Annotated in this window: 18 protein-coding genes and 1 riboswitch; of the genes, 2 read left to right on the top strand and 16 right to left on the bottom strand. The window is 40.4% G+C overall.

The window, feature by feature from the left end:
- Positions 1-160: 160 nt before the first annotated feature.
- From AUF14_RS11325 to AUF14_RS11370, 10 genes are all read right to left on the bottom strand, one after another.
- Positions 161-1204 carry a hypothetical protein gene (locus AUF14_RS11325; RefSeq protein ID WP_102866046.1) on the bottom strand — a complete coding sequence of 348 codons (1044 nt, stop codon included), beginning with the start codon at positions 1202-1204 and terminating at the stop codon, positions 161-163.
- A 227-nt stretch (positions 1205-1431) separates the two neighbouring features.
- Entirely contained in the window at positions 1432-2184 is a 753-nt protein-coding gene (gene map / locus AUF14_RS11330; RefSeq protein ID WP_049218762.1) for a type I methionyl aminopeptidase, read from the bottom strand.
- 113 nt (positions 2185-2297) lie between these two features.
- Positions 2298-2951, bottom strand: a complete 654-nt coding sequence (locus AUF14_RS11335; protein WP_016179700.1) for an endonuclease III domain-containing protein — start codon at positions 2949-2951, stop codon at positions 2298-2300.
- A 43-nt stretch (positions 2952-2994) separates the two neighbouring features.
- The gene (locus tag AUF14_RS11340; protein WP_102866047.1) at positions 2995-3624 is read right to left on the bottom strand and encodes a CatA-like O-acetyltransferase; all 630 of its coding nucleotides are present in this window, start codon (positions 3622-3624) and stop codon (positions 2995-2997) included.
- Between the two features lie 103 nt (positions 3625-3727).
- Complete coding sequence (locus tag AUF14_RS11345; protein WP_049218766.1) at positions 3728-8542, bottom strand: SpaA isopeptide-forming pilin-related protein; 4815 nt, start codon at positions 8540-8542, stop codon at positions 3728-3730.
- Positions 8543-9259: 717 nt separating this feature from the next.
- Positions 9260-10117 (bottom strand): PTS system mannose/fructose/sorbose family transporter subunit IID, encoded by an 858-nt coding sequence (locus AUF14_RS11350; protein ID WP_048717791.1) that lies wholly within the window; start codon positions 10115-10117, stop codon positions 9260-9262.
- Complete coding sequence (locus AUF14_RS11355) at positions 10117-10884, bottom strand: PTS mannose/fructose/sorbose/N-acetylgalactosamine transporter subunit IIC (protein WP_016179696.1); 768 nt, start codon at positions 10882-10884, stop codon at positions 10117-10119. Before AUF14_RS11355 ends, AUF14_RS11350 begins: the two co-directional genes overlap by 1 nt.
- Positions 10885-10908: 24 nt before the next feature.
- Positions 10909-11382, bottom strand: coding sequence for a PTS sugar transporter subunit IIB (locus tag AUF14_RS11360; protein WP_016179695.1), 474 nt, complete (start codon positions 11380-11382; stop codon positions 10909-10911).
- Positions 11383-11403: 21 nt separating this feature from the next.
- Positions 11404-11838, bottom strand: a complete 435-nt coding sequence (locus tag AUF14_RS11365) for a PTS sugar transporter subunit IIA (RefSeq protein WP_049218768.1) — start codon at positions 11836-11838, stop codon at positions 11404-11406.
- 31 nt (positions 11839-11869) lie between these two features.
- Positions 11870-12943, bottom strand: a complete 1074-nt coding sequence (locus tag AUF14_RS11370; RefSeq protein ID WP_102866048.1) for an alcohol dehydrogenase catalytic domain-containing protein — start codon at positions 12941-12943, stop codon at positions 11870-11872.
- A gap of 351 nt (positions 12944-13294) precedes the next feature.
- On the opposite strand from AUF14_RS11370, the gene AUF14_RS11375 reads away from it, so the two are divergent.
- Positions 13295-14068 carry a DeoR/GlpR family DNA-binding transcription regulator gene (locus AUF14_RS11375; RefSeq protein WP_049218772.1) on the top strand — a complete coding sequence of 258 codons (774 nt, stop codon included), beginning with the start codon at positions 13295-13297 and terminating at the stop codon, positions 14066-14068.
- 105 nt (positions 14069-14173) lie between these two features.
- On the opposite strand, the gene AUF14_RS11380 is transcribed toward AUF14_RS11375, so the two are convergent.
- The 6 genes from AUF14_RS11380 to rlmH all read right to left on the bottom strand — a co-directional run bounded on the left by AUF14_RS11380 (position 14174) and on the right by rlmH (position 21764).
- On the bottom strand, positions 14174-14683 hold the full coding sequence (locus tag AUF14_RS11380) for a DNA-3-methyladenine glycosylase I (RefSeq protein WP_016179691.1): 510 nt from the start codon (positions 14681-14683) through the stop codon (positions 14174-14176).
- A 102-nt stretch (positions 14684-14785) separates the two neighbouring features.
- Positions 14786-15142 carry a VOC family protein gene (locus AUF14_RS11385; RefSeq protein WP_016179690.1) on the bottom strand — a complete coding sequence of 119 codons (357 nt, stop codon included), beginning with the start codon at positions 15140-15142 and terminating at the stop codon, positions 14786-14788.
- A gap of 95 nt (positions 15143-15237) precedes the next feature.
- Positions 15238-17892 carry a magnesium-translocating P-type ATPase gene (gene mgtA / locus AUF14_RS11390; RefSeq protein WP_049218775.1) on the bottom strand — a complete coding sequence of 885 codons (2655 nt, stop codon included), beginning with the start codon at positions 17890-17892 and terminating at the stop codon, positions 15238-15240.
- Between the two features lie 200 nt (positions 17893-18092).
- On the bottom strand, positions 18093-18524 hold the full coding sequence (locus tag AUF14_RS11395; RefSeq protein ID WP_049218776.1) for a GNAT family N-acetyltransferase: 432 nt from the start codon (positions 18522-18524) through the stop codon (positions 18093-18095).
- Positions 18525-19094: 570 nt separating this feature from the next.
- Positions 19095-19264, bottom strand: a riboswitch (M-box (ykoK) riboswitch).
- 459 nt (positions 19265-19723) lie between these two features.
- Positions 19724-21187, bottom strand: a complete 1464-nt coding sequence (locus AUF14_RS11405) for an IS1182 family transposase (protein WP_456151921.1) — start codon at positions 21185-21187, stop codon at positions 19724-19726.
- A 97-nt stretch (positions 21188-21284) separates the two neighbouring features.
- Positions 21285-21764, bottom strand: a complete 480-nt coding sequence (rlmH, locus tag AUF14_RS11410) for a 23S rRNA (pseudouridine(1915)-N(3))-methyltransferase RlmH (RefSeq protein ID WP_048718007.1) — start codon at positions 21762-21764, stop codon at positions 21285-21287.
- A gap of 414 nt (positions 21765-22178) precedes the next feature.
- On the opposite strand from rlmH, the gene AUF14_RS11415 reads away from it, so the two are divergent.
- Positions 22179-23471 (top strand): S1C family serine protease, encoded by a 1293-nt coding sequence (locus tag AUF14_RS11415; RefSeq protein WP_016179622.1) that lies wholly within the window; start codon positions 22179-22181, stop codon positions 23469-23471.
- Positions 23472-23506 lie beyond the last annotated feature (35 nt).

Here is a 23506-nt window from a genome sequence, read left to right on the forward strand (position 1 = left end):
CTCCTTCTCCGACATTTCACGCTTCACTTAATCTCGTTTAATTAATTTGGACACGCCAAATAAGCCACGTGACTCATATTTGTCCGTCGCTCATAAAAGCAATTGAAAGCTTTCTTTTATTGGGGCTCGCCAAATAAACATTCTTGTCTAAACAAGATTGCTATTTCCTTTTGTTCCTTTTCCGGTTCTTACTCCGCCCCAGCGCATTATTTATTTTGTTCTTCATCTTTTTACTATTTCCGTTGGTCTGAATTTGTTCTTCATTTTTGCTGACACGTTTATAGGACATATCTGGTTGCTGCAGCAGTTCATTGGCTTTTTTCGTGGCTGCTTTTTTCTTCGCCTCGACACTCGGTGATGGGCTGTTGGTATTTTTCGGCGGATTGGCAGGACTGGATTGTTTTTCCTTTGTGGCCGTACTGTTACTTGCGGGCTTATTCGACTCTTTTTCAGACCCTGCAGATGCTGGAGCTGCAAATGACCGCGTTTTTGCAGCAGCTACCATTTTTTTCGGAGCTTTTTCTGATTGTTGAGCGTCTTGTTGAGCAGCGATGGTTTCCGGTTCCTTCGCTGTTGGTTTGGTTTTTTGACGGGAATTATGAGATGTCGCAATGATTTTTCCCGGTGTTTGATAACTCACATAGGTTTCGTATTTCCGCACATCAGCTGTGTCAAAAATACTCAAGGTCGTCAATATATTCAACACTTGAATCGTTTGCGCTTCATTAAAAGTGGAGTCGGTATCACGAATCGTCAACTTGTGTTTTTTCCCAATAGTATCTTCAAAAACGGCTTCTACACGATAAACAAGACCCTCAATCCGATTATCGAGTGTCCCAGTTTGTTCTAAATAGCCTTTATTTACACGCGCCTCTTCCGTTTGCGCAAGGTAGGTTGTATGATTGCCAAATAGGCGATTTACTATTGTTTGCCACTCATCTGCGGTGAAATAGTCTTCAAAATAGGGCAAATATCGGCGCATGACAGCAGTGGGTTCAACTGTAAAATAAACCTCTTGAATCAAGTCTTGGATCAGCTCCGCAAAGCTTCCCATGCAGAAAAAGCTCCGCACAAGGATCGCGACTCCGTACTCAATCAAAGAATCAACGTCCTGCGTTTGAGCATAATACGCACGCACACGTTTCTCCAAATTCTCAGCTTTCATTAGAAATAACTGTCTCTCAGCTAGTTTTGCCACATTCATTGTCTACCCCTCCAACTTTATAGCGCTTTCATTATTCAACAACCATATAATATAACAACGAAAAGCGTGTTGTAAATAGGAAAGCGAAATACCTTTAATTTTAATTTTGACTAAAAAATTTGAATTCATAGCAACATTTTCAGTAACAAAGTTCTAAAAAACAAAACATTTAAATTATCTAAATAACAAAAAAGAGAACTCGCCCTCACGAATCCTCCTTTTCAAAATTATGCCCCTTGTTCTGTCATGATAACAGGACCTTCTTTAGTAATCGCGATGGAATGCTCATATTGTGCGCAAAAACTACCATCTAACGTACGGGCAGTCCAGCCATTGCCATCAATGCCCGCTTCCCAGGTTCCGGTAGTAATCATCGGCTCGATTGTAATGGTCATTCCTTCCTTAAGGCGTGTGCCCTTTCCAGCTGTACCAAAATGCGGAAAGAAAGGTTCTTCGTGAATCGTTGGGCCAATGCCATGAGCTAGAAAATCTTGTACCACGCCATAACCTTTCCCTTCTGCATAAGTTTGAATGGCATGACCGATATCTCCCACTCGATTTCCCACTTGTGCCTGAGCGATTCCAATCATCAACGCTTCTTTCGTCACATCCATTAACGCTTGATGCTCTGGTGCAATCTCACCGACTGCGTAGGTCCAGCAGCTATCTGAGATGGCACCATGATAATCCACACAAAAATCCACCTTCAGGACATCGCCCGATTTCAGCCGATAACTCGATGGAAACCCATGACAAATTTCATCATTCACACTGGTACATGTAGCAAATTCATAGCCTTCAAAACCAATTTGGGCAGCTGTCGCTCCGGCCGCCTCGATTTTTTCTTGAACAAATTGATCAATTTCTTTTGTGGTGATCCCTGGTTTGATGATCTCCCGTAATTGCTTATGAATCGCTGCTAAAATCGCGCCCGATTCTTTCATCTGGTCGATTTCTCGTTTTGATTTTAATGTGACCATTTATTTCATTGCCCCTTATTCATTATTAATGGTTACTTTTTTAACAACTAAAACATACAGCATGTTATACCACGAAAGGCTTTTAAAAGAAAGCTTAGAGACTTTATGACTTGTTAAGCATTGGTCGCGCTTAACTTGAGCTTAAAATTTTTCAGCGGTCCGCTTTGCCAAATCTCGTCATTTTTTAAATACATCTGTCCGTATTGAATGATCCAGCCATGTAGATTTTGTGCTTTTAGTGTGTCCATTACGTCGGGCCAAATAATCTTTCTCTTCAATTGTTTATAGCCCGTAGAGATAAAACCGAATTTTTCAAACATCCGCTGTGCGTATTTATCCGCGATAAACGTCGACTGATCAAAGACATACACCAATAAAGCATCAGCTGTTTCATCACCGATTCCCTTGATTGCCAACAATTCCTTGCGTAGCACAGAAAAATCTTTCTCTGCAACCATTGATAAGTCAAATTGATACCCTTCTAACCAAGTCAATAACCCGATGATCGTATTTGATTTCCCTTTATAAAAGCCACTTGGCCGAATCAAATCCTGTAGCTGGATTTTTTCTAAAGCCAAAACTTTTTCTGGCAAAAATTGAGTCGTGTGATATAAATTTTCCAGTGCATAGTCTACATTTTTCCAATTAGTGTTCTGAACCAAGACTGCACCTAATAGGATTTCCCATTTATTATCCGTGTCCCACCAGCGTTTATGCGTCATGACTTGACTAAATGCTTCATACAATTCTTCAATATTCGTGATCATTGTTCTTCCTCACCAACAATTATTTGATTTGCTGTCCATTATATTAGAAAGCATCCAAATATGCTTGTAAAGTATCCGCCAGTTTACCAACATGCAGACCATCAACAAAGAAATGATGTACTTGAACAGAGAATGGCAACAACATGCGACCGTCACGCTGGAAATATTTTCCCCAATCGAATAACGGCGTAGCATTATCCTTTTTACCAGCATTGGTGTGTGAAATATGGGTATAGCTCACCCACGGCATCGGCGAAAATTGATAGACATCATTGCCTAAAGGACCGGTGAAATACGCCTGCTGTTCTTCTGCCGTTTTAGCAGCTAAGACGATGTACTCTTCAAGGTTTTCTGTTAATGGCACATTCACGACTTTGAACAATTCGGTGTCTTGATTAAGGTAAGTAAAAGCGGTGTCGATTCGATCATAAAGAACCACATCTCCATCCAAGAAACGATAGCGAAATTCTTCAATTTGATTGGCACAAACTGAAACACTATAGACCAGCGCAAAAGTGAAGGAATATTTTTTCTCACGAATCTTGTTTAGAAAGTTGGTGATATCCAGCTCAAAGGTCACGCAAAAAGTCGGTTCCACACTATTTCTAAATACCTGACAATGCATCGCTCGTTTCCAAGTCTTTTCATCTATCCGTACAAACTGATTTCCCATCTTGACACCTTCCTCATATGTTTTCTAGTATCTATAAAATACAATGAAACGAAGGACAAAACAAATCCGGCTAGCAGCTTAGCTAACCGGACTTATTCAAAAATTATTTTTTACGTTTGAAGTAGATTACGCCACCTGCAACTAACACTATGATAATACCAGCGATTATCAAAATAGTTGATCTTTGTTCGCCTGTTTTAGGCAGGTACGTATGGTTGCGTCGGACATAGCTAGTAGAAGTAGATACTGTATTGCCAGCTTTTCCGCTCGCCTTCACATTTTCTTTTCTGACTGTAACCAACTGCTTCTTCGCTTCGGTTAATTGGAAGGTCACTGGTTTGGTATTCAATATATACCCCTTAGGCGCCTCGGTTTCCGCTAGTTGGTATTTCCCAGGTTTCAAGTCTGTCACAGTAAGGTTTCCTGTTTCATCGGTCTTCAATTTATCCTTTAAGACCTTCCCTTGCTGATCCTGTAAAGCAAATGTCGCATCTGCCAATCCTTCGCCTGTTTTGCTGTCAATTTTTCTCAACACAACGGTACAAGTCAGACCCTTATTCGTTTTCTTTACTCGAACAGGACTTGTTTGTTTTTCTTTAATCGTAAATGGCACTGGTTTTGAATCCAATTTATAACCAGCAGGTGCTTTGGTTTCAACCAACTGGTAATCACCGGGATCTAAGCCTTTTACCGCTAAACGGCCGTTACCATCCGTGATCATTTTTTCATCAGTCTCAATTGTTTTTCCTGCTTGTGTTTGTAAAATGAATTCTGCGCCAGCTAAAGGCTGGTTGGTGGCACCATCAACTTTTTCTAAAATGACACCACTAATCGCTTTGTTGGTCTTTGTTAGCTCGATTGTGTCGCTTTGATCTTTGATCGTAAATTTCACCGGCGTCGCATCTTTTTCATAGCCTGTTGGGGCTTCGGTTTCCACCAATTGATAGGTTCCCGGAGCCATCGTCCCAAGTTTAAACTTAAGCTTGCCAGATATGTCTGTCACTAACTCAACATCTGTTTTTATTGCTTTTCCTTTGCTGTCCTGCAATTCAAAGACCGCATCAGGTAAAGCTTTTCCTGTTTTCGCATCTGTTTTAGTCAATGTGACTGTACCTGGCTCCGCTGGTGATTTTGTATTGGTTTTTTCAACTTCAGCAGCTTTAGCTTGAGCTTTTGTAATAGTGAACTCAATTGGTGTTGCATCTTTTTCATAACCAGTCGGTGCTTGTGTTTCGACAAATTGATAATCACCGGGTGCTAAATCTTTTACTTCTAAAATTCCGTACCCATCGGTAGCCAAGTTGTCTTTTACAATCTCTCCATCACTATCCTGTAATTGGAAAATCGCACCTTTCAATGTTTCCTCCGATTGATCATCGATTTTGGTCAATCGTACTGCTCCTGGTGCTAACGTATTGGTTTTCTTAAGATTGACGACTTGCCCTTGGCGTTCAGTGATTGAGAACTTAACGGGAGTATCATCTTTTTGATAGCCTGCTGGTGCTGCCGTTTCCACAAATTGATAGTCACCTTTCGGCAGACCAGTCACCTTAAACTGTCCATTTGCGTCTGTTTCATGATCTTCACTGACTAACTCACCATCAGCCTTTTCAAGTTTGAATTTCGCTCCAGCTAAAGGCTCATCTGTTTGACTATCTGTTTTAGTAAGTTCGATACTGTTTGGAATGGTTTCTTTATTGACAACTTTTATCATGTCCATCTCTTCGACTAAAGTGATTGCTTTGCCGGTTTCATAATCAGGATTGATTTCATACCCATTTGGTGCCTTGCTTTCCTTCAATAGGTAGTTGCCTAACGGTAATCCCGTAAAGGTTACCTCACCAGTATCGTCGGTATCGGCTTTAAGGCCTGTTTCTGTTCCGTCTTCTTTAAGGATTTCAAAGGTTGCACCTGCCAAAGGCTCGTCCTTCTCATTTACCTTCAAGACGGATAGATCGGCGGTCTTCACTACCCCGGTTCCGCTGCCGCTAGTAAAGCTTAAATTCACGGATGTATTCGCTTGTCGGTAGGAAGTGCTCAACGCACCATAGCTAGTAGAACTTACCTGCGAAAGGTTCCTGACTCCCCCTGGGAATTCACTGACCGTATTGTATTTCACTTGAATATTACTCTCGGCTTTGTAATCAGAAAAAGTAATTTTGAATGTATTCCCTGTAATCGTCAAGCTATAATGATCTGTACTGATTTTCTCATTAGTAGCTGTATCGGTAACCACAAAAGACGTTGGATCATAGGCCGCGTTAGTTGTTCCTGGTGTCAAGGTATCTGTAATCACAGGATCTTGAACGGGCAGATCTGCTGAAATATTTCTCGTGGTAACGGTCCAATTCGCTACGTTTTCTTTTGATGGATCTTTTGCTACAGATTTTAGCAGCGCATATTCATAATTGTATGCATACAGACTGGCTTTATATTCGGCTGGCGCCTTCGCGTCATAGGTGACTTTCGCCACATTATCCAAACGACTATAAACATACCAATCTCGCTTGATCCGTGTCCGGTACTTCACATATACACGCTTAGCACCCAAATTGCCAAACTCCAAATTAATTTGATTATTCTCAGTATCAATCTTCGTTGGATAAACATCTGAACCTTCTTGAACCAAGTTATAATCATTTGTTAAATAGCGTGACATATTATCAATCATTGACTGGCTTGTGACCTCTTCAAAACGCAGAGATCCTGGAACCAGCTCTGTGCCAGCAGGCAAGCTGTCTTCCATTTTCGTTAAATTGAATTTTGCCCCAGTGGAATTTAGAAAGACCAGCCAATTTTGATACAAATAGTTCCCCGTCGTACTAGCATTTTGAGCTAATTTTGCTCCGCCTGTGTAATAAGGATCGACAAAGGTTCCTTTGGCCTCATACTCGATGACTCCTGGAGTATTGCCATAATTTAGCGTTGCCTTGTTTTTAATTTCTGTTCTCTGATCGGAGGTTTCGATCTTAGTTTTGATTGTAATGACCAGTGTATCCTTTAAATCATTGTATTCACCAAGGAAGTCGATTCGCACACCGCCGTTAAAATCATCTGGTGCGCCATTGACATTCGGCTGTGCCCCGACTGGCGAACCATTCTCATCAAATCGAGTTATTTTGTAGTCAACATTTTCCACTAACGGAACAGATTCGGTGTCAGAAATCTTTTTATTGATCGTCAGTCCAGTATAATCCTTGACCGCGCCAATAAAGTAATCATGAACGACAGGGTTTTTCATCGTATATTTCTCAGCGTTGACGGTGATATTCCACTCCATCGTCCGATTGAAAATATCGATCGTTCCCGCTTCTTTTGATAAAAGATTCGGAATAAGACTCACTTGTGCTTCCTTCGTGACCGTTCCATTAGTCACCTTATTTTTAATAATCCGTTCAGTCGGATCAGTAATTTTGGTGGAGTATTTGATTACATATGCCTGAGTCGTATTACTCTTAGGCGTAAAGGCTAACGAGCCTGAGTTATCAGTCGAAACTGTAAAATCACCGGCGCCGTCACCTTGGGAAACCACCTCATAGTTGTTGCCGCTAGTATAATTAAAGCCAACCTTTTCAATACTGATTGAACCAGCAACGAACTCTACACCTTGATCAGTTAAATCTGTAAGCAGCTGTGAAGCACTTGTTAGATGCTGCTCGTTAAAATTATACTTAATCTCCCAATCGATGGCGCCAGTTTCTTGATTGATTTTCCCTTTCGCTTCCAAAGGTTGCAAAGTCACAAACGTTTTAGACGTAGAGGAAGAATTTAATTGGCTGCCATTCTCGTAAGTATATGAATACGCATAGAAGTAGTTGTACTCATTACCTGTAACAGATTCATCCACGTAATTCTTTCCATCAATCCCAGAAACAACTGATTCAGCAATTATCGCCTTTTTCCCAATGGAATTTTTCAATTGAATTTCTGCTGTCGCGCGAGTCGTCCCGGCATTCTTATAGACGATTTCATAATCAATGTCCTTGGTCAATAAGGTTTTACTGCCGACCAAGGTACCATTAAAGTCAACATCACTAGCATATACTTTGACGGAATCAAAACTAATTTTACTGTTATTGTTGTACGCTTCGATTCGATACATCCGGTCAGTGTTGTCTGTTCGATCCAAGTTGAATACTGACGTTAAATCAGCTTTCTTAGGATTCAACGTATCCATTGTCAATGCCATACTATTTTTTCCTGGATCAACACTTGAAGTCATTTCTATTGAAAAGCTTGTTGGTGTCGGCGCGGTATCAAAAACGATTTTTTGATTTTCCTCATCAATACCTGTTACTTTCTCAAGTGAGGTTACCAATGTTAAATCATAAACTTCTGAAGATACGTTATCTTCTAAGAAAGTAATTGTTAATTCTTTAGTAGCTGCGTTTATCGACCATTCGGCTGAAGTCATTGGACTAAAGCTGCCGGATAGATCTTTAGCAATCGCTACCTGTGCAGGAAGCTGTGTTGTGAAGGTATCTCCTGTTTGATAATTCTTGTTTGTAAAAGAGAATTGTAACGCCAGCTTTATCCCAGTCATATTCGGTAGGGTATCATTCGGCTGAACTTCATCTCCATTAATTTTGTACATTTTTACTGAACTGAAAATATTATCAGTAATTGCTGCACGAGCTTGTTTCTTTGGCTGCTCTTTACTTTCTGATTCTACTGTTGCTTTACTCGCTTCAACTGAATCTGTCGAACTGCTTTTTTCAGCCGTTTTATCCTCATTAATTGATGAAGACGATGGTGCTGACGTTGCAGCGGATGGCTTTGTTGAAGAGGCTACCGTCTCCTTTTGCTCTGTTGAATTCGTCGTTGATTCAGTGGTGCCTTGCGCATAAGCAAAAGCAGGACTTAGGGTTTGTAAAACTAACAGTATAATCAACCCAAATACAACTAATTTGTTTCTCATAACCACTAACACCTTTCATGATTTTTTAATAGCTGTAAGCGTTAATAGTGACTACTATAATTTACTTACGATTTATTTCATTATAGAAATAAGTCGAAAATAATCGCTATCAGTTAATAAATTATAAAACACCCTAAATATAAATACAATACTCGAAGAGATTTTTAATTTGTAAATTTAAATTATTTAATCTATCTTAAAATTAAACTATTTCTATTTTAGTTATTTACAAAATAAAAAATGCTGGTATCAGACCAACATCTTCTCTTACTTTAAAAATACTCGGTCAAAAAGACTCTTTGGGTCTAGCTGCCCTGCCCTTTAATTTTCACTTTTTTTACCAGTATGAACATGACAATTTCTTTCTTGTTCATTCGTATGTTTGTCACTTTTTTTAAATATTAATGACTATCCCAAAAAGTGTTCATGTTTATAGTTGCTTCAAAGGCTATTTTCTTCAGATTTAATAACCAATCTTCGTAATATCAATGATTCCTAACTTAATCAATCAAAACCCTCGAATGAAATCACACCCGCTAGAATTCGCGATTCTCAGATACACGTCAATTGCAGAAGCTCTGCCATCAAAATTTTTTAATTACATGAAATACTGCTTTTTCTCGTGTTAAATATGCTTTTATTCTTCTTAAATCAAGCAAAAACGACGTCAACTAAAAACAAAGTTTCCCTTGTTTTTAGTTGACGTCGTTGATTCACTTATATTGAGTTCACAATCAAACCAATCGCGGCTAAAATCGCACCGCCCACAATTTGAATAACTAATACCTTTGTCGGGGTATATTTTTTATGCTTCAATAAATAATAGGTCAACAAAGTCACACCCAACGGCAAGATGCCTTTGACCAATGCATCTAGCACATCGGTTTGAATCGACAGATTTTCTTTCCCGCTCAAATGTATACTTAATGGGGTGGCGATTTTAACAAAATTGGCTGCCAGCGAACCGATCACGATCGCCCCCAATGTTTGCGAGAAGGTCATGATATAGGAAAGGCGTCCGCCTGCCATCATCTTCTGGATGCCTTCTTTTCCTTGCTCATAGCCTTGAATCCATAAGAAGTAGGCAATGACAGTCATAATGATCCAATGGAGGGCAAAGAATAGGACAGGTCCCATAAAAATATTTCCCTTCGCACCAAATGGCAGCGTAAAGGAGAGCAGAATTGGTATCAAGGTTCCTTGCCATAAGGTATCGCCAATCCCCGCTAAGGGACCCATTAATCCTGTTTTCAATCCATTGATCGTTTGATCATTAATGTCTGCTCCCAATGCTCGTTCTTCTTCCATCGCAATCGTCATGGCTAAAATCGGACCGCCAAAAGATGGCTCGGTATTAAAAAACTGCATGTGACGCTCTAGTGCTGATTTCATTTCGTCTTCATCTTTGCCATACAGCTTTTTCAAAATCGGACTAAAGGCATGAACAACTCCAGTTGCCTGTAACCGCTCATAGTTGTAATTTGCATGCGAGAAAAATGTCCAACGCCAAAAGGCTTTAACTACATCTTTTTTTGTTAATAGCTTTTCTTTAGCTTCTACTGCTGTCTGCTCCATTATGTCAGCCCTCCATTTTTATCTTTCAAATACAACTCCGTAAAGACATAGCCGATGATTCCTGCAAAAACAGCGATCGGTACAGAAGGCAGTCCGGAGTAGATTGCTAGCATAAAGCCGAAAGTGAAAAATAATAAAGTTCCTTTACCATTCATCGCACGCAGGTTCATGGCAATCCCCAGAGCTGGCAGTATACCGCCAATCGCTGAAAGAACATCTAGCGGGCGTCCGCTTAAAGCATCCACGATCCCCTCAACTGCATCTGCTCCTAAATAAGCGGCTAAGGCAACCGGCACGACAGTAATCAAAAGTAAAAATAATTGCGGTGGTACAATATGCAGCCAATTAATGCGGTCAATTTTTCCTTCTTCTGCAGCCTTATCTGCCATATGCACAAAAGTAATATCAACGGTCATATGAGCGACCCAAATCAAGGTCCCCAGCAGTCCGATCGGTACAGCCAAGGTCACAGCAACAGCCGGTTCAACCTTAGCCGCCATCGCTAAAGCGGTTCCAAGAGTCCCCGCAAGCGCTGGGTCCATCGCCACCGTTCCGCCAGCTGAAATAAAAGCTAAATATGGCAGGTTGATAGCCGCTCCGATGATACACCCCTGAACCGGATCACCTAAAATCAATCCGACTACAGTTCCATTGACCAGCGGACGCATCCAGCCATGCGTTCCCACTAATGAAAGCCACGGCGTGCCATTGATTCCAAGATAATAAACGACCCCGATTAAAATTGCTTGGATTAGACTAATTTTCATTTCTCCACTTCCTTCACCATTTTTTTATAGCAATCCTTCAATTGCTTGTGAACCCTGATCTGGAATCACATGGATTTTCATTTTGACATTTTGGGCGACGATCTTTCTAAAGGTCTCCTTTTCTTCCTCCGAAGCCGAAATATTTTTATGGAAGGTTTTACGATCTTTCCGTGCTCCCATCCCACCGATAATAATTTCATCGAAGGTCACGCCCTTTTCAATCAGCTGCCAATACGTTTGAGGCTCCTTCGCCAACACAATGATCTTGTGTCCGTCAGGAATATTCGCCAAAAGTTTCGCTCCATCTGCCACTCCCAAAATCGATAATTTAATCCCATTCGGCACCGCCATCGACATGATCGATTTGGTAAACTCATCTCCTGCTGTCGCGTCATCCACAATGACAATATGATTTCCTCCAGTAAACTGCAGCCAGGCCGTCATTACTTGTCCGTGAATCAAGCGATCATCGATTCGTGCTAATACGATTTCACCCATTTGTACTCCACTCCATTTCTATTATTTATCCGTACGTATTTTTTCCAGCTTTGCCATTTCTTCCAAAAACTCTTTGATTCCGTCTTTTCCCGCGATCATTGCGGCTTGATACATTGTTTCTAAATCCGCTCCAATCATTCGCTGATTAAAGGCTTCGACAATCATGGGAAGATTCACCCCTGAAATTAATCGATAGTGATGCCCCTTCAATTTGTTGAAGGACATAGCTGCTTGGTTATAGGGACTTGCAGAAAATAAATCGACGAAAACCAATACCCCATCACCTGTGTCCAGTTCGCAAATAGCCGTTTGAATCTTCTCTCCGAATTCGCCAATGTCATCCCCATGTTTTAATCCAAGCGTTTGATAATCTTCCTGCTCCCCCATGATAAGGCTCAAGCTGTCCATCAGACCTGTCGCCATCTCGCCATGCGTTACAATTGCTATTCCTATCATATTCTCACCTCATTCATTTAGCCCGTCGCACTTACCAATTGAAATGCATAACTGTTTTATTCCAGCCTGGATTTTCGACAAATTGCTCCATCACTCTTCTAAAATCTTCTCCTGTTGAAATCTCAACAATTTTCTCCGGCAATATTTTACTCAACGCACGTCGATAGTCTGGATTTTTCATGCCTTCAACAACTGCTTCAAAGTCCGCCGTTGACGATCGACTACTGCCATGAGCGGTAATCCCTTTTTCCAAAATGTCTCGTGTATCAATTGGGACCAGCTCTTCAGTCACACCCATAAAAATGATATCCGCCAACGAATCTGCAATATCAATTGCTTGATTCAAAGCACTTTGACTAAATTTTCCGCCTGTGCATTCGATCAGTACATCAAACTTTTCTTTAGAATGCTTAAAATCATAAGACAGTACATTCTCTCTTCGAGCAAAATCGAAATGCGCCAACTTATCATCCGCTGCACCAAAGACAACAAAGCGTTCAGTAGTCACGCCGTACAGATATTTCAGCATAACAGCGGTGAAGTATCCCACAGGTCCATCACCAAAAAGGGCTACACGAGTATCTGTCTTTTTCAGCTTCTCCTGCACGTGGCTAAGAGCATGATGAGAAACAGACGAAAGCTCCGCTAAAACCGCGATTTCATTGGGAATTTCATCAGGGATACGCACCAGACATTCTTCTGGATGAACCAAGCAGCTTTGGGCCATACCATCATAGCCGCTTCCTAAAAAGGCATTTCCCTTTGAGTAATTCACAGGAATATCGGGCTTCTGATCAATCTCAGGATGCAAGATTTGTCCCGGTATATTGGGAACAACGACTACTCGATCCCCTTTTGAAAATTTTTCTGAACGGCTTTCCTTGACCACTGCGATCCCTTCATGCAGCAAAGCCATCGGCAACTTTTTAGCTAAAGCCTCAGGTCTTCGCAACCCTGCAAAATATCTTAAATCCGCATGGCAAATACTCGCATAGGTCGGCTCAACAGCCACCCAATTTTCAGGAAGACTTCTCGTCTTGTTCACCTCCTCAATCACACCAGGTTCCACCAAACTAAAAACTTTTGATTCAAGCATTTGTTTCATTCTTCCTCTCCTATCACTCGTTTATGAGCGCTCGTATAAACTCTTTATTGCTCGTTTACGAGTATAGCATCAGAATACAGCTCTGTAAACGCTTTATTTTAAAAATATCAGAGCGCTATTAGTAAAACAGCTACAAATGAATCATTTGATTGGATATAAAAAAACAAAAAAATTGATTTTAAATTGTGAGGTCTTAAATCTATTTAGTTGCAGTCTCACTCGAATACGCTCGTTGATGCGCGCTTTTCATCTGTATGTATTGACACCTTCTATTATTTTCCCTAGACTGAGAAGTGAGAAAGTCTTTCAACGGTGGGGATTTTCACTGGGAAAGCGAGAGGATGAAGAAACATGCTAACAGGAGAGCGGAGAATAAAGCTGCTAGAAGCTATTGAAAATAAACAATTTATTTCTGTTGCCCAATTGTCAGAGATTTTTCAGGTTCATGAAACAACGATTCGGCGAGATTTAGATGAATTGGAGTCACAGGGACTTGTTGTTAGAATCCATGGCGGAGTGGTTCCTGCAAGTATCAAACAGGATGAGCCAGATTTTGAAGATCGGGCAACTGAAAATATGCTGGAAAAAACAAAAATCGGAAAATATGCGACAAATTATATAAAAAGCGGCGAAGCGATTATTTTAGATTCTGGTACCACCACCCTGCAAATCGCAAAAACCCTCAATGAAATGCCGCAGTTGCAAGACATTACGATTATCACCAATGATGTCAATATCGCTTCTGTTTTACGGTCCAATCGAGGAATCACCACCATCGTCACTGGAGGGACACTTTTCCACGACAGCTATATGCTCAACGGACAAATTGCTAATGAATCCCTGCAGCAATTAAGTGTCGATAAGGCCTTTATTGCTACGCCTGCACTTAATGTTGAAAAGGGCTTAACCCATTTCAATGAATTATTGATCGCCACCAAAAAAAATATGATTGACGCTGCTGCAAAAAAAATTGTCGTTACCGATCACACAAAAATCGGCCGACGAGCGCTGTATACGTTTCTTCCGATTGATCAAATCGACTTACTCATTACAGATAATCAGACAGATAAGAAACTAATTGATGAAATGTATAAAAACGGAATAATCCATATCGAAAGTATTTAGCTTCCTTACAAAAATTGGCGTCTATAACAAAAAAAGCAAAGAATTGAGGAGTATATTTTCCTCATTCTTTGCTTTTTCTACTCATCAAGCTGTTAGTATCCAATTCTAACTATCCCACACCCGATCCTGCATAATCCCTGCTGCCTTCAGAAACATGCAAGTAACAATTGGACCCACAAAGGTAAAGCCTCTTTTCTTCATATCTTTGGCGATCACCGTTGCTTCAGGCAATGTATTCGGAACTTCCTCTGCCGTCTCGTACTCATGGAGGACTGGCACCCCACCTACGAAATCCCATAAATAGTCAGCAAAACTATCATAGTCGTTTAACAGCAGCACGATAGCTCGCGCATTTTGGACGACTGCTTTAATTTTTCGCCGATTCTGGATCATTTCCGGATCTTTGGCAATCTGTTCAATATCTTCAGGAAAAAAAGCCGCCACTTTGCGAAAATCCATTCCACAAAAATTTCTTTCGAAGACTTCCCGTTTACTTGCTGCTGCCTGCCAGCTTAATCCTGCTTGAAAAACGCCCACCGTCAACAATAAAAACAGCATCCGATCATCATGTGTCGGCTCGCCCCACCGATCACTGTACCATTGAGATTTACTCACTACCTCACCTCCATTTTTAGTTCACTTTAATTCAGCACACTTAACATTCCTGATAAACAGTAAAAAGCAACAAAAATGCTGACCCTTCAGCCAGCATTTTCACTACATTTCTTTGTGGCAAACGGCCTCAATATTGTATCCATCGGGATCAAAGACAAAGGCACCGTAATAATTCTCGTGATAATGAGGTCGTACACCTGGCGCTCCATTATCTGCTCCGCCGGCCCTCATCGCTGCTTCATAAAAGCGATCGACCGTTGTACGATCAGATGCGCTAAACGCCAAATGGATCTTGCTTGGTTCGCTTTTGACGATCCATATATCTCCTCCCTCTGCCCCAAAACAAACACCATGGTCCATCTCGAATTTTACCTGATAGCCTAATGGTTCCAAAGCTTCCTTATAAAACACCTTACTCTTTTCCAAATCGCTGACACCAATACTTAAATGATCAATCATGTACTGCACCTTCCTTTTACCATTGTTAGCTTTAAGTATAACTGAAAAGAAAGCGCCTACCAAGTCGAATTATTGAGGAATAAGGACACGGATGCTTACAATAGTTCACCGTAACGACGAATATAAATCCGTTTAACTACAGTCACTAAAGCCAAGTAAAGAACCATTGTGACAAACAACCATAACCAATAGTTTCCTGGCAATGGCAGCATCCCTAAGTTTCTGCCAAAATTAGTGAACGGCACGATTGTTCCTACAGCGATTCCTAAAGTGGTAATAGCAATCATACTGAATGAGGCCCGACTTTGCAAAAACGGCACTTTCGGAGTCCGCAACGCATGCAGCACCATCGTTTGCGTCCAAAGTGATTCCACGAACCAGCCGGCATGGAAAATCGCAATAAAGGTCGCCTGTTGTGCTGGACTCAAGGTGTGGTAGCTGCCGCCTAGCATTGCTGGGCAAATGACAAAGTACATTAATAGATAAGTCGTGATATCAAAAACTGAACTAGTTGGTCCAATCCAAAGCATAAACTTGCCAATATTGGCCGAGATCCAACTTTTTGGTTCATCCAAATACTCTTTGTCCATATGATCCCACGGAATCGAAATACAAGAAATATCGTAGATCATATTCAAAAATAGCAGTTGCAATGGCAGCATTGGCAAGAAGGGCAGGAACGTACTAGCAATTAAGACAGAGAACATGTTACCGAAGTTCGAGCTGGCAGTTGCTTTGATATATTTCATAATATTGCCAAAGGTTTCTCTGCCTGAAACGATTCCCCGTTCCAAGACCATCAAATCCTTTTCCAGTAAGATCACGTCTGCAGATTCCTTCGCAATATCAACAGCGGTATCCACGGAAATTCCAACATCGGCTGCCTTCATCGCAGGAGCGTCATTGATGCCGTCTCCTAAGAAGCCGACGGTATGTCCATTTTTCTTTAATGCGTGGGTGATACGTTGCTTTTGCTGAGGATTCAGTTTGACAAAGACATTGTATTTTTCTACGATGTCAGCTAATTGTACTTCGTTTAGATTGGCGATTTGTTCACCTGTAACTAATTCTTCCGATTCCAAACCAACCTGTTTGCAGACAGATTTCGTAACCAGCGCATTGTCGCCTGTTAGCACCTTGACTCCCACGCCATGTTTCTTCAGTGTTTCTAACGCTTGCTTCGTGGTTTCCTTTGGCGGATCTAAAAAGGCCAAGTACCCAATTAGGACCATCTCCGACTCATCCGATACCGAAAATTCGCCGACGACACTTGGATTGGTTTTTTGTGCCACCCCTAATACCCGCAAGCCATCGCTGTTTAGTTCTTTTACTTTTTCTAAAACCTCTTGTTTTGCTTTTTCTGTTAATGGTATGACCTTTCCCTTAAAATCAACGAAGCTCGAGATTCGCAGCATTTCCTCAATTGCACCTTTTGTGATCATTTGAGTCTTGCCATCATTGTCCGCTACAACCACACTCATACGGCGACGGTCAAAATCAAATGGAATCTCATCGACCTTTTGATAATTGATTTTAGTCGTATCCAATTCATTCTTCGCAGCATCAATAATCGCGACGTCCATCAAATTTTTTAATCCAGTTTGATAATAGCTGTTTAAATATGCGTGACGTAAAACCCGTGAATCTTCCTTCCCATCACAATCTAAATGATATTCCAAGATGATTTTATCCTGAGTCAACGTTCCAGTCTTATCCGTACAAAGCACATCAACAGCGCCGAAATTTTGAATCGAATTGATATTTTTAATAACCGTTCCCTTTTTCGCCATCCTTGAGGCACCCTTGACCAGATTAGTGGTTACGATCATCGGCAGCATTTCAGGTGTCAATCCTACAGCCACAGATAAACCGAACAGAAAAGCCTCCATCCAATCCCCCTTAGTCAGCCCATTAATCACGATGACCGTTGGTGCCATGAGCGCCATAAATTTGATAAAAATGAACGAAGTTTTCTTGATTCCCAATTCAAAATTCGTCAAGTCAGGCTTGGTACTCAAGGATTTTGCCACATCGCCAAACAACGTTCGATTCCCCGTTGCAATTACAACTCCTTCCGCACTCCCGCTAATGACATTGCTTCCCATAAAGACCATGTTTTCGTAACTTGTCTCAGAATCTTGGGCTTCAATTTGACTCTCCGCTCTTTTTTCAACTGGATAGCTTTCCCCAGTCAAAGCCGATTGAGAAACAAATAAATCTTTTGTGACTGTTAACCGGACATCCGCTGGAATCATATCACCGGCAGATAATTTAACGACATCTCCACAGACAATTTCCTCGATGGGAAGTTCAAGGAATTGATTTTTCCGACGAACAGTCGCTGTAACTTTTACTAAAGATTTCAACTTTTCAGCAGCATGATTCGAACGAACTGATTGGATCAAGGTCATTGTTCCGCTAATAATGACCATCGTAAAAATAATAGCACTGCCAAAATAATCGCGGTCTGCCGGAGCCGCCATTAATACATCTGTCGTAATCGAGGTTAATCCTAGACCAATTAATACCAAGGTAAAGGGTGTGATATACGCTTTTAGCACCTCCAAAATGAAAGGCGTCTTTTTGCCATAAGAAATCTTGTTATCCCCGTATCGCTCTCTAGCAATGCTGGCTTGTTTTTCTGATAACCCCTTTTTTGATGTATGAAAGGTCTCAAAAACATTCGCCACTGTTTTTCTAGCAAATAAATCATAATTAACCTTTTGGTTATTTTTCGTTACTTTTTCCACTGTTCTTTCCTTCTCTCCAAAAAAAATTCGCCATAATCCTATCCCAATCATTAGGTATAAAAGAATATTTCCGAATGTTTTCATTTTTTTGCGCCTCCTATTGTGGGCTCACGGAGAGATGAAGGGGCTAAAAACAAATAGACAAGAATAATTTGCCAATGCCCCGTTCCTCTATCATCCATAAACCCGTTCTTCGCGAACTACTGTCGTCCATTTGTTTTCATCTCCTTTGTGGTTATTCGAGTCAATGGTTGTCGAATTTCTTTCTTAAAAATTTTCAAAATCAATTGGTCTTCTTGATACTCATACGGCAGCTCTTGGTAAGCCAGCTTTTCATAAAAGCCCCAGGCCTGCTTTCTGCCTGTTAAGAAAATAGTCGAAAAGCCTAATCTTTCCGCAATCTCTTCTGCATAGATCATCAAATTCTTCCCAAGACTCTTTCCTTGAGTCTGCGGTTCGATCGCAACCTGCTTGATCTGAACAAATGCGTTTGATACAGGATGCAGCAGCAACGTTCCCACTACTTCATCTCCTTGCCGCACGACCAAATGAATATCCTGCTTTTCTTCAATCGGTGCCTCGAACAAATACGCCTTTCCCGCACTTTCCTTCAACACCCGATTTCGAAGCATCAAGGCTTCCCGATAAAATAAACTGTTCCATCTCGTTAGCATATACACTGTTTTACCATGATAATTCCTCCTTTGTTTTTGATTGAAAATAAAATAGACGGTTAGTGAGAACTAGCTCCATGAAAGAAAGCCATGCCGTTGAGAACAAGTAGCTCGGCGATGTGAAACTGCAGAAAGTTGAACTCGCAGCTAGTTCATTTTAATGAATCCATTTTTCTAAAAAGCAGAAAAATGAGTTGAGTTTCACCACGCATATCATCGTGCTAAGCATCTTCAGCTACAATTTATTAAAGACTTCTTTTAAAACTGTCATCACTGAGCCAAACTGCGAAAAGCACGACTGACAGCTAGCTCCTATCTAGGAATTCATTTTTCGAAAAGCACGAAAAATGATCTTATTCTCGTACGCATATCATCGTGCTAAACTCATTCAGCCAAATTATTAAAAACTTCTTTTAGAGCTGTCATCACTGAGCCAAACTGCGAAAAGCACGACTGACAAAAAAGGCCTTTCGCTCTAAAAAACTCAGCGAAAGGCCTTAACAAATCCATCTTAAAAAGACAAATATCTTATCGATCTAATCGTTGAGTTTTGGCACTATACAACGTAAAGACAAACATCTTAGCTACCTTAAGAAAAGCCTTGTATTCGACAATTCCTGTTCTACCCATTGGCGTCTCTCGACATTTTTGGGCAGTAGCCTGTGTTTGTATAGGAGCCTCACCTAACAAATCATATTTTATTTTTCTTTTCAAAATTTAACAAAATGAATGAACATTGTCAACTATAATCAGTTAAAAAGTTGTTAAATATAATGATACTCTATAAAAAAACGCATATTATATTTAATAATCTCTGGCAATTAACCTTTTCGTATGCTTTTACTGAATACTCAATTCCAAAAAATTTACGATATTTCATTTTTTTTAAAAAGCGAACTTTAATCAATTATAAAAGATTTTTGTATAGCTAAATAAATAGCAACCCTGAAAAATAAATTTTATCTTTCGTGTTTACATTGAATTGACGAATGATCGAGGCAGTGGCAGATTCGAGAAAAAAAGTGAACATCTCCTTCATGATAGAATAAAATTAGCTTATAAATAAGCAACTGATTGCCGATTATCAATCTGTTCTTTTCCCACAATTGTTGGCGATTCAAAACAACAAAAGATTTGCTTAAAAAAACAGGGCCCAATCATATGATTGAGTCCTGCCAGACTGTAGACAAAAGACGTCTCGAACTCGTAATTTGAGTTTGAGACGTCTTTTTATCTGATTTCTTTCGAAATTTTGAACAAAAAAATAAAGGCTCCTTGCCTTTCCATAGCCAGGTGGCTAATTTCTTTAAATTCATTGCAGCAAACACTAGCATCGTATGCGTCGCGACTTTTTCCAAGCCTCGATACTTGGTCCAACGCATCCCATGCTTTTCTTTTGCATCCGCAAATATTCGTTCAATCGTTTGTTTCCGTTTTTTGTAAATTGATTTATTCAGATCCGTTAGGCGAAGATGTTCTGCTTCATCCATTAGGTCACCCCAAACATGTCTCGTGATGACTCGTTGATGATTTTTACTTTTGGTACATTGGTTTAGCAGAGGACAGTTCACACATTCTTTTGGATTGGATTTGTATTCTCGGTACCCTTCTCGAGTAACCGTTGAAAAAGCGAGCATTTGATCTTGCGGACAAATGTAACAATCATAATACTCGTCATAGAGAAACTCGTTTTTTGATAATAGCCCCTTTTTCCCTTTAGGCCTTGAATAAGGCAAACAAGGTCGAAGGTTCAAATGAGTCAAAAAGTGAACAAACTTAGGTGTCTTATACCCAGCATCAGCGACAACACAGTTGATTTCAGGAAAAAGTCTCTTCGATTGTTTGACGAGCTGAAAGGCGACTTGACTGTCATGAATATTTCCAGGAGTGATGATTGTGCTAAGAATAAATCCGTTGTCGTCGCATGAAGTATGGGCAGAATAAGCAAATTGTTTTTCTCGTTCGCCTTTGACGTAGTAGCCGCTTTCCGGATCAGCCTTACTTATTTTTCTTTCTTTCAGCTTCACTTCCTTTTCTAAGTCCAAAGTAAAAGGGCGTTTTCCGGCCTCTATTCGTTGACGATTGATCTCATCTTCTAATTCATCCTGATAGGCTTTCGCTTCATCGTGGGTCATTTCTTTCGTAAACTTATGTTTATTGGCGTTAGCTTTGATGTGGGTAGAATCAAGATACAAATTATCCTCTGTTACAAAACCTGCTTTAACTGCTTGTTCTAAAATATAGGCAAAAATATCCTCAAACACCGTCGTTTCTCTAAATCGGCGGACATAATTCTTTCCAAAAGTTGAGAAGTGGGGGATTTTCTCCTCGAAGGAATAGCCTAAAAACCAGCGGTAAGCGACATTGGTATCGACTTCCTTAATGGTTTGTCGCATGGAACGGATACCGAATAAATACTGAATAAACACCAATTTGATCAGAATCACTGGATCGATACTTGGGCGACCTAGATCGGAGTAAGTGGCTTCAACGATTGGATAAATAAATTCAAAATCAAGCGCAGCATCAATCTTTCGAACGAGATGATCTTGAGGAACCAAATCATCAATCGTGAGCATCGCAAATTGATTTCTACCGTTCGTATTGTTTTTAGACATCATAACTATCACTCCTTGCATTCGTTTTCATAAATCTATTATAAAAGAAAAGACTGTAGACATCATCCATAAAATGGACTTTGTCTACAGTCTGATATCATCATTTATGATACGGCTCCCCCGCATTAATCCTAAACGCCCGATAAATCTGCTCCACCAAAATCAGCCGCATCAGCTGATGTGGATAAGTCATCTTACCAAATGAAATCTGCGCGTTGCTGCGTTTTAGGACTTGGTCACTTAGTCCTAGTGAGCCGCCGATGACAAAAACGAATTGGCTTTTGCCGCTGGTTTGCAATTTGTCTAGCGCGGCAGCGAAGTCTTCGCTGCTAGGATTTTTGCCATTGATGGCTAGGGCGAAGACGTATTCTTGTTCTTTGATCTTCGCAAGGATGCGTTCTCCTTCTTTTTCTTTGACTTGGATCATTTCGGCATCGCTGAGTTTTTCTGGTGCCTTCTCATCTGGGACTTCGACTAGCGTGATCTTGCAATACTTCGATAAGCGCTTCGTATATTCTGAAATTCCTTGAACGAGATATTTTTCTTTTAATTTTCCCACAGAAATAATTTTGATGTTCATTATATTTCACCTTTTTCATTATAGTTTCTTTTGCTTATTAAACTTTTCCACCGATCAAAACAGTTAAAAACAGAAGTCTTTGTCTTTTTCCACGTAGTTATGCACACTAATCACAGGTTTATCCACAGTTTTTCGGATATTGATTCCCTTTTTGTAAGGAATCCTCTATACAAACATACGTTTTCCACCGAGTTATCCACTTTATCCACATTTATGTGGATAAAAAAACTAAATCAATTAACAAACTTTTTCCTTAGTTTTCCACTAATCTTGTGGAAAACAAGTTTTTTCATCATTTATCTATATTTTCCTACGAAACTTTTTCATAAAAAAGTCAAATCGCTGTAGTAGACTTACCTTACAATAAAATACTATACTTAATATAACGTATAACACAGTAGAGGTGGAGTAAATATGATGAGAAAAGATATTACACCAAAAAAATCTCCAGGTTTTTTTAGGCGCTTTGGGACCAGCTTATTAGGCGGTGTTCTTGGTGCTGTTTTAACAATTGGGATTTTTTATGTAGCGAATGGTTCGCTGCTTGCACCGAATAACCAAAATGCTAGCGGTTCACCAAGTGCTGGTAATACAAAAGTCAGCAACATGAAGGTGGATGTAAATTCAGATATTACTGATGCGGCTAGTAAAGTACAGGATGCGGTTGTCTCTGTTATCAACTTGCAAAAACAACAGTCACAAAGTGGTTTAGGCGGCTTCTCTGACTTTTTCGGCGGAAATGACAATCAACAGTCACAGGAAGATAGCGGACAGCTTGAAGAAACATCAGAGGGTTCTGGGGTCATTTACAAGCTGGAGGGCAAAACAGCCTACATCGTAACCAACAATCACGTGGTGGAAAAACAGGATGGTTTAGAAGTCTTGTTGAAAGACGGTTCAAGAGTTAAAGCAACCTTGGTGGGAACCGATTCTTATACTGACTTGGCTGTCTTAAAAGTCGAATCAGACAAAGTGGCAGATATCAAACCAGCAACCTTTGGTGATTCTGACAATCTAAAAGTTGGTGAACCAGCCATCGCCTTAGGTTCTCCTTTAGGCTCTCAATATGCAAATTCCGTAACATCGGGGATTATTTCTTCCTTGAATCGTCAAGTCGTCAACCAAAATGATGAAGGTCAAACGGTGAATATCAACGCGATCCAAACAGATGCGGCGATCAATCCTGGGAACTCCGGTGGTCCATTAGTCAATATGGCTGGACAAGTAATCGGAATCAATTCAAGTAAAATTGTTCAAACGGAATCAAATGTTAGTGTGGAAGGAATCGGCTTCGCCATCCCAAGTAACGATGTCGTGAATGTTATCAACCAATTAGAAAAAGACGGCAAAGTGGTTCGCCCAGCTTTAGGTATCACAATGGTCAACCTGTCTGATCTATCGACGGAACAAGTCAGCGAAATTGTCAAAGTTCCTAGCTCTGTTACCCAAGGGGTCGTAATTAACAACGTTCAATCTTCTACACCAGCGGATCAAGCGGGCCTGAAGAAATACGACGTGATTACCAAAATCGATGACACAGACGTTTCAACTGGCGTCGAATTGCAATCTGAATTGTACAAACACAAAGTTGGCGATACCGTGAAAATCACTTATTATCGCAAGGATAAAAAAGAAACGGTTTCTGTTAAATTAAGTATTGATGCCAATTCTTTGAAATCGAACTCACAGCAACAAGGAAATAACTAAATAAAAAATCCGTTGAGAAATATTTCTCAACGGAT

The sequence above is a fragment of the Enterococcus avium genome (assembly GCF_002891025.1).
GTDB lineage: Bacteria > Bacillota > Bacilli > Lactobacillales > Enterococcaceae > Enterococcus_A > Enterococcus_A avium.

What these genes read in the sequence shown, in the direction of transcription:
- AUF14_RS11415 (WP_016179622.1), top strand. Translation starts at nt 22,179, where the DNA reads ATGATGAGAAAAGATATTACACCAAAAAAATCTCCAGGTTTTTTTAGG.
- AUF14_RS11395 (WP_049218776.1), bottom strand. Translation starts at nt 18,524, where the DNA reads ATGCTTCGAAATCGGGTGTTGAAGGAAAGTGCGGGAAAGGCGTATTTG.
- rlmH (WP_048718007.1), bottom strand. Translation starts at nt 21,764, where the DNA reads ATGAACATCAAAATTATTTCTGTGGGAAAATTAAAAGAAAAATATCTC.
- AUF14_RS11335 (WP_016179700.1), bottom strand. Translation starts at nt 2,951, where the DNA reads ATGATCACGAATATTGAAGAATTGTATGAAGCATTTAGTCAAGTCATG.
- AUF14_RS11405 (WP_456151921.1), bottom strand. Translation starts at nt 21,187, where the DNA reads ATGATGTCTAAAAACAATACGAACGGTAGAAATCAATTTGCGATGCTC.
- AUF14_RS11375 (WP_049218772.1), top strand. Translation starts at nt 13,295, where the DNA reads ATGCTAACAGGAGAGCGGAGAATAAAGCTGCTAGAAGCTATTGAAAAT.
- map (WP_049218762.1), bottom strand. Translation starts at nt 2,184, where the DNA reads ATGGTCACATTAAAATCAAAACGAGAAATCGACCAGATGAAAGAATCG.
- AUF14_RS11370 (WP_102866048.1), bottom strand. Translation starts at nt 12,943, where the DNA reads ATGAAACAAATGCTTGAATCAAAAGTTTTTAGTTTGGTGGAACCTGGT.
- AUF14_RS11365 (WP_049218768.1), bottom strand. Translation starts at nt 11,838, where the DNA reads ATGATAGGAATAGCAATTGTAACGCATGGCGAGATGGCGACAGGTCTG.
- AUF14_RS11325 (WP_102866046.1), bottom strand. Translation starts at nt 1,204, where the DNA reads ATGAATGTGGCAAAACTAGCTGAGAGACAGTTATTTCTAATGAAAGCT.
- AUF14_RS11340 (WP_102866047.1), bottom strand. Translation starts at nt 3,624, where the DNA reads ATGGGAAATCAGTTTGTACGGATAGATGAAAAGACTTGGAAACGAGCG.
- AUF14_RS11385 (WP_016179690.1), bottom strand. Translation starts at nt 15,142, where the DNA reads ATGATTGATCATTTAAGTATTGGTGTCAGCGATTTGGAAAAGAGTAAG.
- AUF14_RS11350 (WP_048717791.1), bottom strand. Translation starts at nt 10,117, where the DNA reads ATGGAGCAGACAGCAGTAGAAGCTAAAGAAAAGCTATTAACAAAAAAA.
- AUF14_RS11355 (WP_016179696.1), bottom strand. Translation starts at nt 10,884, where the DNA reads ATGAAAATTAGTCTAATCCAAGCAATTTTAATCGGGGTCGTTTATTAT.
- AUF14_RS11345 (WP_049218766.1), bottom strand. Translation starts at nt 8,542, where the DNA reads ATGAGAAACAAATTAGTTGTATTTGGGTTGATTATACTGTTAGTTTTA.
- AUF14_RS11360 (WP_016179695.1), bottom strand. Translation starts at nt 11,382, where the DNA reads ATGGGTGAAATCGTATTAGCACGAATCGATGATCGCTTGATTCACGGA.